Consider the following 13,053-nt stretch of genomic DNA (forward strand, 5'->3'; position numbering starts at 1 on the left):
TTTATTTTTTCTTATTCTTAGGATTTGTATTTTTCAATTCTCTAGAGAACGAATAAGGTAAATCGCTTTCGGTTATTCCCCTGTTTTCGTTCGGTTTTGGAGCCATCTGATAGTTGACTGCCGTGCCTTTCATCAGTTGTTCCTGTGTCAGGTAGTTTTTAGTATAGACTTGTCCGTCTACTGTCATAGATTGCACATATCTGTTTGCCTTATTGTTATCTTTAGCATTGATCACAACTTTATTGCCGTTTTCCAGGTTCAACGTCACCTTCCTGAACAACGGCGAACCTAAAATATACTCATCCGAGCCCGGGCATACCGGATAGAAGCCCACAGCAGAGAATACATACCACGCGGAAGTTTGCCCGTTATCCTCATCTCCGCAGTAGCCGTCAGGATTAGGAGTATAGAGTTTGTCCATTACCTCACGTACCCAGTACTGAGCTTTCCACGGTTCGGCAGAATAGTTGTACATATAGATCATATGCTGTATCGGCTGGTTGCCGTGCGCATAGTTGCCCATGTTCATTATCTGCATCTCGCGTATCTCGTGGATAACTCCCCCGTAATAGCTGTCGTCGAATAACGGCGGCACGCTGAATACGGAATCCATCATCTGGTTGAACCCTGCTTTGCCGCCCATCAGGTCTATCAAACCCTGAGGATCGTGGAATACCGACCATGTATAGTGCCAGCTGTTGCCTTCGGTAAAGGCATCTCCCCATTTCAACGGATTGAAAGGAGACTGGAACGTGCCGTCCTGATTCTTTCCACGCATAAGTTTATGCTCTGGGTCGAACAGGTTCTTGTAGTTCATCGCCCGTTTGGCATAGATATCTATCTCTTTGGCAGGCTTACCCAGCTTCTTACCAAGCTGGTAGATACACCAGTCATCGTAAGCATATTCGAGTGTACGTGCTGCGTTTTCATTTATCTTCACATCGTAAGGAACATATCCCAGCTTGTTGTAATACTCCCAGCCCAGACGGCCGGTAGAACTTACTTTGGGATGTACGGCATTGGCTCCGTGTATAACGGCCTGCCAGAGTGTTTCGATGTCATATCCTCTCAATCCTTTGAGATAGGCGTCGGCTACGACGGATGCCGAATTGTTGCCCACCATACAGCCACGATGCCCCGGACTTGCCCATTCAGGGAGGAATCCGCTCTCTTTATATGTATTAGCCAATCCTTCCTGCATTTTGGTATTCATATCGGGATACATCAGGTTCAGGAACGGGAACAGGCAGCGGAAAGTATCCCAGAATCCTGTATCGGTGAACATATAGCCGGGCAATACTTCGCCATTGTACGGGCTATAGTGAACAGTCTTGCCCGCTGCGTCTATTTCGTAGAAGCTGCGCGGGAACAATACTGAGCGGTAAAGACATGAGTAGAATGTGCGCAGGTTATCGATATTGTCATCTTCCACTATGATGCGTCCCAATACCTTATTCCATTGGTCACGTCCTTTTTGAGCTATCTGGTCGAATGAGTCATTTCCCAGTTCTTTCAGGTTCAGTTCGGCCTGTTCGGGGCTGATGAAAGAAGATGCTATCCTTGCATGTACAATTTCTCCTTTTTTGGTGGAGAAGCCTATTATGCCTCCGGCATGGTTATCTGAGACTTCAAGCCCGCCTTCGGTAATATTACCGCTGGCTACCGATGCTTTGTATGTAAACGGCTTATCGAACGCAATAACGAAATAGTTCTTAAAATTTGAGGGTACTCCCCCGCTATTTTTGGTGGTATAGCCTACAATCTTATTCTCACCGGGGATTATCTTTACGTAAGAACCTTTGTCTAAAGCATCCACGATAACGAACGATTTGTCGTTTTCGGGAAATGTGAAGCGGAACATTACAGCTCTTTCTGTGGGTGCCATCTCTGTTACCACATCATGATCGGCGAGATAAACTTTATAATAATATGGTTTGGCTATCTCAGCCTTATGAGAAAACCAGCTTGCCCGTTTGTCCTGATCGAAGACAGCCTCTCCTGTTACAGGCATAATGGCGAATTGTCCGTAGTCGTTTATCCATGGACTTGGTTGGTGTGTTTGCTTGAATCCGCGAATCTTGTCGGCGTCGTAAGTATAGGCCCATCCGTCACCCATTTTTCCGGTCTGGGGCATCCAGAAGTTCATTCCCCAGGGCATGGCAATAGCCGGATAGGTATTACCTGTGGATAGGGAAAACTTCGACTGTGTACCTACCAGGGGACTGACATAGTCTACTAATTCGGCCTGCTGTGCTTTTGCCGCGCCCAGCAAACCAACAATGCCTAAGAATAATAATCCTATTCTTTTCATTTTTTTGTGTTTTTAATTAACGATCTAACATTTTTATATAATATCCCCCTACGACTGACCTTGCCTGAAACCCGCGCTGATTTGGCCGATCAGTAAATACCCAGTCTGACATAGGTACCCTGTCGGAGGTTTCATTCATAAATAAGTATAAAGGACTGATAAATTTCCGGAATGTTTCCTGATCCTGAGCAAGAGTAGCTGTCCATATGATCCAATCTGTTTTTGTATAAGTTTCACGGTTATCTAAAGGCAATCCATATTTATTTTGCTTACGAAGATAATAAGCAATTTCCTTCTGTGCAACCTCCTCAGGGAAGATCCCCGTACCCAGTATTTTATCCCAAACCAGATTATACTTTTGGCTCCAGGTTCCCGGTTTGTCAAATGTCAAACGATAGTGATCGCCGTCATCAGCCATTTTCACCCATTCCTTCGCCATTTCTTTTGCTTTTGCTGTATATTTTTGTGCCACATCTTTTTTCCCCAATTTATCGGCCAGATAACCATACGATGCAACACCCATTATAGCTTTTATAGAAAGATTAACATTATGGGCAAAATGTCCCGCAAAATCATCGGTACATAATTGGTTCTCGGGATCGAGTCCGTTTTCGGCCAGATAATCAGTCCATGTAGTCAATACACCCCAGTGTTTTTCAGCATATTGGGCATTTCCTTCTATGTGCGCGATCGCGGCGGTAAGAACCAGCATATTTCCGGCTTCTTCCACCGGCATATCTCCGCCATATGTTTGTCCGTTAGCCAGGGGATAAGTACCTACATCGTGAGCAGGAAAAGGCTTCACCCATTTGTTGCTTTCACTGTAATAGAAGATATGGTTTAGCAGACCTTTTGCCAGTTCAGGATTGTAGTACAGGAATAAAGGCGCCGACGGATATGTTACGTCTACCGTACCAATGGAACCGTTACTGAAGTTCTCTTTCGATAAAAAGAGTAAATCGCCATTAGGAGCTTCTACCAGCTTATGCGCGGAGATGGCCTGACGATAGGCAAGAGCACAGAGTTCTGCGTATTCTTTACCTCCGGCCTGCGCTGTTTTTGTCATCAATTCTTTATCAAATGAATATGCTTTCTCTATAAGTTTATCATATTCCTGGTTCGCCTTGTGGAAAATGCCTGTAATGCTCTGGTCTCCTGCCTTATTCCAATATGGTCTCAGGTTCTCTCCGAAATACTGGATAGAGTATATGTCGTCATAACCAACCATTATTTTTCCGGCGACAGTATTATTTACAGAACCCAGTGAACGGGTTAGAGCCAACTTGTCACCTGTATTCTCCCTTTTTTCCGTAGATTCTTTTTTGATACCTTCTATAAAATTGGCTCTCAGTTCATCACCGTCTCCTATACTTGAGGCTGTATTTTCTTTTTCGGCGGCCAGATAGAAGTACCCCCAGTCGATGCGCACGTTATCACCCGATTTTCCCAATATTTTCTGATCGAGACTTCCGGTTTTAAGGAATATAAGGTTCCCGTCTTCGAATCCTTCGCTTACCGATTGCTGCAACGGTTTATCCAGAGCCCATACCGGTGAGGCTTCGAAGTACAGGCTTACATCATGTGCCTTGCCGTCATTAGATGAAACATTATAAGTAATATAATTTACAGGACGCGACAGAAGAGCAAGGTCTTCCATGAACAAAGGCGCTGTGAAAGTCAGTTTCAGATCTACTTCGCCACATGTAAATGTATAATGGGTCTGTGTAGCCTGTACATCTACAGATTTCTGAACAGCTGTGGTTTCGAATAATCTCTTATGATCTTTTTCCATTACCAAACCAAAATCGAGTAAGGCCAGGCCTCCACGGTCGTGACAATAGCCGGCAATGATATTCTCTCCCTTTTTCAGTGTGGCTACCACCTCCTCTGATAAGGAGGCCAGAATGTTTTTCTTGGCGGCATTTCCAGTATTGACCACTTCTATACCATTGATATATATAATCGCGTCATCGTCGTGGGAATATTCAAGATATACTTTCTTCCCCGATAAATCTTCATCCAGATTGATGATACGCCTTACCCAGATATATTCTGTGTTCCATTCTGTTTTGGCCGTAGTTTCCTGAGGAACAGAGCCAAAAGCAGCAGGGGCATCCTTCCATCCGGCGTCGTTGAAGTCCTTATTGAACCAGTTACCGGCGGGTTTGGTAGTAACATATTTCCCGGTCCATCCTCCCTGCTCCGAGTTTGGGGCGACAGTCTGCATCGGAGTTTCTTCTATTCCCATGAAGCGATAAGCCTTGTTATCCACTTTTACCACACCGATAAGAGGAAAATCATTTCCTGTCCAGTGTTTTACATTTCCATCGTACAGATTGTCGGTAAACGACCAGCCCGAGGTATAAGGGTCTATCGTTATCAGAGGATAGGCCGGGGCCCTGAGATCATTTTTGATGACTTCATAGTCATGTACTTTCTCATTTTTACAACTCAGCAACGCACTCAGGCTGAGACAAAGCAATAATAATTTTTTCATTAAATCCGGTTTTATAATTAGTTGTTAATTATTTTTTTTGCGGGTGAACCAGTATCTACAGGCGTCACTCTCTGCTACTATCCCTTCCGGAAATAGATTTGAGACATCTTTAAACAGGTTTCGTTAAATACATTTATGGCTAAAATTGCACCTTCGGAGGTAAAGCCGGAAGATTCTTCCTGCTTTTTCATCTGCGGAAGCATAATAAACAGAAGATGAAACAGGAGAATAACTGTAAAAAAGTTATTTTTCATGGTGCTAAAATAAGAGCCTACCTAATTCTCTGTAAATCTATTGTATATAATTTACATGAATACTGAAATCCTATTCAAGAAACAAGAATATATATTCAATTTTACTATTTAACCCTGCATTAACCCAAAAGGCAATAGCTGATATCATACTTTTGCACTCGATATAACGAAAATAGTTATATCGAGTTTGAGGAATATAATCGTGTTTTCCTGTTTATTTTTTATTGAAGGAGCCTCAGCGCTTTCCCTACCTTTTCTTTCATGGGCAGTGACGCATCTATCCAGTGAATATGGATACCTCTTTTCTCCATCCCCCTAAACCATGTCATCTGCCGCTTCGCAAACTGATGGATAGCGATTTCGAGTTGTGAGAACATTTCCTGATAGGATAACTCTCTTAGCAGATAGAGCGTGATATATTTATATTCCAGTCCGTAATAAATGAGGTCGTCGGGCGCGACACCTTTATCCAGTATTTTCTGTACCTCTTCTATCATCCCTTCATCGAGACGGGATTTAAGACGTTTCGATATTTTCTTGCGGCGCAGGTCCCTGTCGATACCGACTCCGATAACAAGGCTGTTTAACGGAGGAAATTCGTTCTGTTCCAGTGGATGTTCTTTTTTGTATTCTTCTATTTCTATCGCGCGGATGGCGCGTTGGGCCGTATCTACATCGGTAGTGTTGTGGAGGTTCTTAAATGTCGCCAGTATATCGGTAAGCTCCCGCAGGCTGTGATTTTCGTATTTTTTTCTTAATTCTTTATTCTCAGGAACATTTACAAGTGAATACCCTTTTAACACGGATTCGATATAGAGGCCTGACCCTCCGCACAGAATGGGGAGTTTTCCCCTGCCTTTGATGCCTGTATAAGCCTGATGAAAATCTGACTGGTATTCGAAAATATTATATTTATCCCCTGCCTCGCGAATATCTATCAGATGATAAGGTATATCTTTACCGTCCACCATATAATCGGCCAGATCTTTACCGGTGCCGATATCCATTGACTTATACACCTGCCGGGAATCCCCGCTGATAATTTCAGTATCGAGAGAATGAGCCAGATGACAGGCAAAATCTGTTTTGCCTGATGCGGTGGGGCCTAGTATTGTTATCAGGTCATATGTTTTCATGCTACAAAAGTAAGCCGATTTTATCTTTCCCTCTCCATCTTTCTCCATTAATTATTTGTTCTTCTATAATATATAAGCGAATTGTTCAAAAAACAACTTATATTTGTAGGTTCAAACAGATTCAAACACTTTAAAAATACGAATGAAAGAAGGAAAATCTCTAGTAAACAGCATTGTAGCTGCATGTCAGGATAAAAAAGCAAAGAATATTGTCATAGTGGATATGACAGAACTACCAGGAACTATCTGCCAATACTTTGTTATATGCGAAGGAAACACTCCTATACAAGTAGGTGCCATCTCGGATGAAATCGTAGATTCACTTAAGAAAAAGAAGAAAGAACGTCCTATCACTATCGACGGTTTACGCGAAGGCCGTTGGGTAGGAATAGATTATGGTACGGTTATTGTACATGTCTTCTTGCCGGAATTGCGTGAATTTTATAACATCGAGCATCTATGGGCCGATGCCCAGTTGGAAAGTATCCCTGACATCGACTGACAACAAATAGCCTTCGCCGATTGTTGTATTCCGTAAAACCAAAAAAACGAATTAAAAAGATATTACCATCAAAATAATATATGGATAATTATAACAAAGGAGAAAATAACAGACCGAAGACGCCGGGGATGAAAGGCCCGAAGATGCCGTTTAACCTTTATTGGATATATCTGATCGTATTCGCCGCCATTATCGGAATGTACTTTTTCTCCGAGAATACCGGTGGAATTCAGAAAGAAATAGCATGGTCCGAATTTCAGGGTTATGTTAAGGACAACAGTATAAGCAAGATCGTAGTCGATAACAAAAGCAATACGCTGAAGGCAACTGTCCGGAAGGACTCAGTCAGCCATGTGTTCAAGGCTGATGCCGATAAGGCGGGAGACAAACCTTCCATTCTGGTAAAAATACCTTCGGCCGATAAATTTTCTGACTTTTACGACAAAGTAAGGGCAGAGCATAACTACAATATCGATGTCAGTTATGAACCAAATACGACCAGCGCGTGGGATATACTATTAAGCTTCCTGCCTATCGTATTGATATTCGGACTTTTCATTTATATGATGCGCCGGATGTCAGGCGGCGGTGGCGGTGGCGGCGGCGGAGTATTCAGCGTAGGCAAGTCAAAAGCCCAACTATACGACAAAGGGTCCGATCTGCGCGTTACATTCAAAGATGTGGCCGGATTGTCGGAAGCCAAAGAAGAAATAGAAGAAATCGTGGAATTCCTTAAGAACCCTTCACGATATACCGAAATAGGGGGTAAAATACCAAAAGGCGCATTGCTTGTAGGCCCTCCGGGAACAGGTAAGACATTGCTTGCAAAAGCTGTTGCAGGAGAGGCGAATGTTCCGTTCTTTTCCCTGTCGGGTTCCGACTTTGTGGAAATGTTCGTCGGTGTGGGAGCATCCCGCGTAAGGGATTTGTTCAAGCAGGCTAAAGAAAAATCACCATGTATCATCTTTATCGACGAGATCGATGCTATCGGACGCGCCCGTGGACGCAACCTGAATATGGGTTCGAACGATGAACGTGAAAACACATTGAATCAGTTATTAACGGAAATGGACGGTTTCGGGACAAACAGCGGTATCATTATTCTTGCCGCAACCAACCGCGCCGATATTCTGGATAAAGCCTTACTCCGCGCCGGACGTTTCGACCGCCAGATAACTGTCGATTTGCCGGATGTGAACGACCGTAAGGAAATATTTAAAGTACATCTTCGTCCTGTAAAAATAGATGATACGGTGGATGTGGAATTCCTTGCCCGCCAGACACCGGGATTCTCAGGAGCAGACATTGCCAACGTATGTAATGAAGCCGCGCTGATCGCTGCCCGTAAAGGAAAGAAGGTTGTACAGAAAGATGACTTCACCAATGCAGTGGACCGCATTGTGGGAGGTCTGGAAAAGAAGAATAAAGTCACAACTCTCGACGAGAGAAAGACCATTGCCATACACGAGGCCGGACATGCCACATTAAGTTGGTTCCTGCAATATGCTAATCCTTTGGTGAAAGTTACTATCGTTCCGCGGGGTAAAGCCCTCGGGGCTGCGTGGTATCTGCCCGAAGAAAGGCAAATTACAACCAAAGAGCAAATGCTGGATGAAATGTGCGCATTGCTTGGAGGCCGGGCTGCGGAAGAGGTGTTTGTCGGTCATATATCGTCCGGCGCCGCTAATGACTTGGAAAGGGTAACCAAGCAGGCATATGCCATGATCTCATATCTGGGAATGAGCGAAAAGTTGCCGAACATAAGTTACTATGACTCATCGGGCGAAGCCTATGGCTTCACCAAGCCTTATAGTGAAGAAACTGCCCTGCTCATAGACAAGGAAGTGCAGGCAATGATAAACGAACAGTATGAGCGTGCTAAAGACTTGTTGCGCAAACATGCAGGCGGGCATGAAAAACTGGCAAATCTATTGGTAACGGAAGAAGTCATATTTGCCGAAGACCTGAAGAAAATATTTGGAGAGCGCCAGTGGGTTTCCCGTTCCGAAGAGATATTAAAGGAAACCGAAGAGCCGCCTAAAGATGTGGAAATAGAGATTAAGAAAGATGGAGATAATACGGACATGATAACCCCGGAAGGACAGTCTGAATAATAAACACCCACATTAAACAATATATCAAACCCTTTACTTACAAATGAAAGTAAAGGGTTTTTATTTTTTGCCTTTCCTATCCTCACATATCAAAGTAGCAGGCTTCCGAAAAATATTTATTAGATTTGCACCCGTTAAAGAAAGATAACATGAACAAGACAAAAGGCATCATACTCGCACTTATCTCGTCAGGGACATTCGGACTCATTGCGTTCTTCTCCATCCCTTTGCTAAAAACGGGGATGCACGCACCATCCATCCTTTTTTACAGATGCCTGATTTCGGTATTGCTGATAGGCGCGGTATGCCTTATCAGGAAAAAGAACCTCCGGATATCGCCTAAGGCTGCGGCACAGCTTCTCTGCCTGGGCCTATTATATACACTGACGGCTATGGGGCTGCTCTATTCTTATAATTATATCTCGAGCGGAGTTGCCACCACCATACACTTTCTCTATCCTGTATCGGTTTCCTGTATGATGATTATATTCTATCGGGAGAAATTGTCCCGCAATCTTTTATTCGCAGCTATCCTGTCACTGACAGGTGTGGCATTGCTATGCTGGAGCGATTCCGGATTTATCAATACAACCGGATTACTGGCTGTACTGATGACCGTCTTCACCTATTCGATCTATATAGTATGGCTCAATGGCCCCGAAATAAAGAAGCTGGAGCCCGAAACCATCACTTTCTATGTGATGCTCTTCGGCGGCTTTATATTCGCAGTCTTTTCTTACTCTGCCACAGGCATCGAACTGGTGCCGGATATACCGTCTGTTTTCAATCTTATCGGCCTGGCATTATTTGCAACGGTCATATCCAATCTCGCACTTGTTGCGGCAGTGAAGCATGCCGGGTCTACCATTACATCCATACTCGGATCGTTAGAGCCCGTAGTCGCTACAGCCGTGGGGATATTCCATTTTGGCGAACCATTCGGATGGAACGGCCTGTGCGGGCTACTGATTATCATAGGGGCCGTATTATTGGTGATTCTTACAAGTAAAAAGAAAGTAGAGATTCCGGTAAGTTGAGAGCGCATCCTGTAAATTTTATATCTATTAGCATCAACTATTGCACATTTTTACTATTTTTGTGCGATAAAGAATTAACAAACAGCTATCTCATATTTATTAAGTAGCTAATAATCATCAAATAACGATAAAAATGAGTAACAATTTATTAAAAGGCAAAAGAGGAATCGTTTTCGGTGCATTGAATGAAAAGTCAATTGCATGGAAAGTGGCCGAAAAAGCCGTAGAACAAGGAGCAATCATCACACTATCGAATACTCCGGTAGCCGTAAGAATGGGTGAGACCAAAGCCCTGTCAGAAAAACTGAATGCAAAAGTTATTGCTGCCGATGCTACCAGTGTAGAAGACCTTGAACAAGTATTCGTACAATCGATGGAAGCTCTTGGTGGTAAGATTGATTTTGTACTCCACTCAATCGGTATGTCGGTGAATCTTCGCAAAGAGAGAGCATATGACAACCTCGATTATGGATTCTTAGATAAGACACTCGACATCTCAGCTATCTCTTTCCATAAGATGATGCAGGTTGCGAAAAAACTGGATGCTATTGCCGAAGGTGGCTCTGTACTTGCGCTTACCCATATTGCTGCTCAACGTACATTTACCGGATATAACGATATGGCTGATGCAAAAGCATTACTTGAATCTTTTGGACGCAGCTTCGGTTATGTGTATGGCCGCGATAAAAAAGTTCGTGTAAATACAATATCCCAATCACCTACATTGACTACTGCCGGACAGGGAATCGGTGGAATGAACGCATTCTTCGACTTCGCAGAGAAAATGTCGCCACTGGGTAATGCCAGTGCGGAATCCTGCGCCGACTACTGTATCGTTATGTTCTCAGATCTGACACGTATGGTAACCATGCAAAACCTGTTCCATGACGGAGGATTCTCCAATATGGGGCTGACTCAGGCAATTGTTGAAGATTATATAGAAAAGAAGTAAACAAATAATACCTTAGCGGCGGCTCATAAAACACTGTTTATGGGCCGTTCTTTGTCTTACCGCCATCTTATCGAAAAATACACTGGCAATCATCTGCCACAATCAGACAAAATCAAAGCTATACATATTACGATTCCTTTATTTATCAAGAACTACTTTCGCCCTGATTTGTTTATAATCATAATACCAGTCAGTATGAAAATCTTTTTTTCATTACTTTACATATCCATTGCAATACTTGCGTTAGTTCCTACAGGAGCATTTTCCCAAGTAACTATAGGTTCTACTGAAGCACCGTCGAAAGGAGCATTGCTGGACCTGAAAGAAAATCTGAACGGTACCAGCAACAAAGGGTTGATGCTTCCCCGTCTGGAACTGGCGGCGAACAATATACTCACTATTGCCAGCGGAGCCACAAGCAACTCGGACTATATAGGAGCGGTTGTATATAATACGACAAAGATAGAAACCAGCGAAGCCGACCGCCTATGCCCGGGAGTACATGTGTGGACAGGAAGTAAATGGCAACCACTGGTTTTATACCCCATAAATACCATCCCTCCATCTTTGGCTGGTCCTGAAGCCGATCTGGTCGACTCGAGAGACGGCGAGACATATCATACGGCACGTTTCCATTCGGTTAAGGCGGGTAATCCATATAGCTGTACCTCTGTCGAAGTTGTCATAATTGACGCGGGAATATGGATGACACAGAATCTACGCTATACGCAAGGCCTAACAAACAGCCCTGCGGACACTTATATAGCTATGCAATATTATACCCCAAGCAATACAGGTGCAACCGCTGCCCGCATCCGCGAAAATGGCAAATTGTACAACTGGGCTGCCGCCTCTTCGCAGAAAGGTAATACCACAACCGGTCAAGGTAATGTAGATAATCCCCCTGCTTATGACGCAAATAACGAAGGATATAACCAGGCGGGAGCGACTACCGAAGTCAGGCGTCAGGGTGTATGTCCTCCGGGGTGGCATTTGCCAACCGACACTGAATGGTACATACTGACTGAAGCCCTCAAGCTCCGCCCCGATCTCTATAGTTCCCAGACAACAGCGACTGATGCAAACGCAGGCAATGTAATGAAGAACTCTACAGAGGCGGCAGGCGCATACCTGGGGACCAGTAAGCCTTCCGACCAGGGCGGGTTTGCCGGTTATCTGGTGGGGTTTGCAAATCAAAACAGGGTAACCGGTTATGGAGTAAGCAACCACTGGTGGGCCAGCAGTTCCTACAATGGAGCCAATTCCTGGAAGCGAAGGGTAGACAATAGTACCAGTTCCATAGACTGGTCTCCCAGTTCACGTAACAATCACTTTTCGGTCCGTTGCAAAAAAGATTAATCCCCAAAAGAGCAATTATCCTTTACAATCAAAGGGTATTAAGTCTATGTTAATTCTGTAAGTTTTTTCAATTTGTGAAGAAAGATTAAAGATTATTGCTATATCTTTGACAATAATACAATTGATCCCTGACGCAGAGCTTAATTGTATTACATAAACAGTAATTGATTATCAGGAAAAATACTATAGTCTGAATTATACTATGCTTGTAAAGTTATATGAAGAAAATCCTAACCCGAAAGAGATAGATAAGATTGTAAAAGTTTTGCAGGACGGCGGACTTATTGTTTATCCTACCGACACAGTCTATGCCATTGGCTGCGATGCACTCAATGTGCGGGCGGTGGAAAAAATATGCAGGATGAAAGACATTAATCCCGAGAAGAGTAATCTGTCGATCATCTGCTACGACCTGAGCAACATCAGCGAATATGCCAGAGTGGACAATAACACATTCAAACTAATGAAAAAGAACCTGCCCGGCCCTTTTACATTTATTCTGAATACGACTTCATCCCTTCCCAAAATATACAAGAACAAAAAGACCGTAGGTATTCGTATTCCCGGCAATAATATTATACGCGAACTCGTTCATACTTTAGGTAATCCTATTATGACAACATCCGTTAAAGATGATGATGAAGTGATAGAATACACCACTGATCCGGAACTGATTTATGAACGATATCAGGATTTGGTCGACATCGTCATCGACGGAGGATATGGAGGCATAGAAGCGTCTACGATCGTAGATTGCACCGGTGATGAACCGGAAATAATACGGCAGGGCAAAGGTGAATTAATTTTGTAAAAGGATATATAATCCATATATTTGCAAACGTCTATAAAATATAGGGTTTTGCAGGCAATTTATTATAATACGTACCAAAT

The 13,053-nt window shown here is 43.5% G+C and carries 9 protein-coding genes; 6 read left to right on the plus strand and 3 right to left on the minus strand.

Annotated elements, in window-relative coordinates; all coding sequences use genetic code 11:
* Nucleotide 1 precedes the first annotated feature (1 nt).
* The 3 genes from ACYQ3L_RS02145 to miaA form a co-directional block, all read right to left on the minus strand.
* On the minus strand, nt 2-2,311 hold the full coding sequence (locus ACYQ3L_RS02145) for a GH92 family glycosyl hydrolase (protein ID WP_380000773.1): 2,310 nt from the start codon (nt 2,309-2,311) through the stop codon (nt 2-4).
* Nucleotides 2,312-2,327: 16 nt separating this feature from the next.
* The gene (locus ACYQ3L_RS02150) at nt 2,328-4,808 is read right to left on the minus strand and encodes a glutaminase domain-containing protein (protein ID WP_380000775.1); all 2,481 of its coding nucleotides are present in this window, start codon (nt 4,806-4,808) and stop codon (nt 2,328-2,330) included.
* Between the two features lie 475 nt (nt 4,809-5,283).
* The gene (gene miaA, locus ACYQ3L_RS02155; RefSeq protein ID WP_380000795.1) at nt 5,284-6,198 is read right to left on the minus strand and encodes a tRNA (adenosine(37)-N6)-dimethylallyltransferase MiaA; all 915 of its coding nucleotides are present in this window, start codon (nt 6,196-6,198) and stop codon (nt 5,284-5,286) included.
* Nucleotides 6,199-6,340: 142 nt separating this feature from the next.
* Here miaA and rsfS point away from each other — a divergent pair, with 142 nt between their 5' ends.
* From rsfS to ACYQ3L_RS02185, 6 genes are all read left to right on the plus strand, one after another.
* Nucleotides 6,341-6,700 (plus strand): ribosome silencing factor, encoded by a 360-nt coding sequence (gene rsfS, locus ACYQ3L_RS02160; protein WP_380000777.1) that lies wholly within the window; start codon nt 6,341-6,343, stop codon nt 6,698-6,700.
* An 80-nt stretch (nt 6,701-6,780) separates the two neighbouring features.
* The gene (ftsH, locus tag ACYQ3L_RS02165; protein ID WP_380000779.1) at nt 6,781-8,814 is read left to right on the plus strand and encodes an ATP-dependent zinc metalloprotease FtsH; all 2,034 of its coding nucleotides are present in this window, start codon (nt 6,781-6,783) and stop codon (nt 8,812-8,814) included.
* A gap of 149 nt (nt 8,815-8,963) precedes the next feature.
* Nucleotides 8,964-9,851, plus strand: a complete 888-nt coding sequence (locus tag ACYQ3L_RS02170) for a DMT family transporter (protein WP_380000781.1) — start codon at nt 8,964-8,966, stop codon at nt 9,849-9,851.
* A gap of 133 nt (nt 9,852-9,984) precedes the next feature.
* Nucleotides 9,985-10,803 carry an enoyl-ACP reductase FabI gene (locus tag ACYQ3L_RS02175; protein WP_380000783.1) on the plus strand — a complete coding sequence of 273 codons (819 nt, stop codon included), beginning with the start codon at nt 9,985-9,987 and terminating at the stop codon, nt 10,801-10,803.
* A gap of 195 nt (nt 10,804-10,998) precedes the next feature.
* Entirely contained in the window at nt 10,999-12,162 is a 1,164-nt protein-coding gene (locus ACYQ3L_RS02180) for an FISUMP domain-containing protein (RefSeq protein ID WP_380000785.1), read from the plus strand.
* A 202-nt stretch (nt 12,163-12,364) separates the two neighbouring features.
* A complete protein-coding gene (locus ACYQ3L_RS02185; protein WP_380000787.1) occupies nt 12,365-12,973 on the plus strand; it encodes an L-threonylcarbamoyladenylate synthase in 609 nt (202 codons plus the stop codon).
* Nucleotides 12,974-13,053 lie beyond the last annotated feature (80 nt).

The sequence above is a fragment of the Dysgonomonas termitidis genome (genome assembly GCF_054657735.1).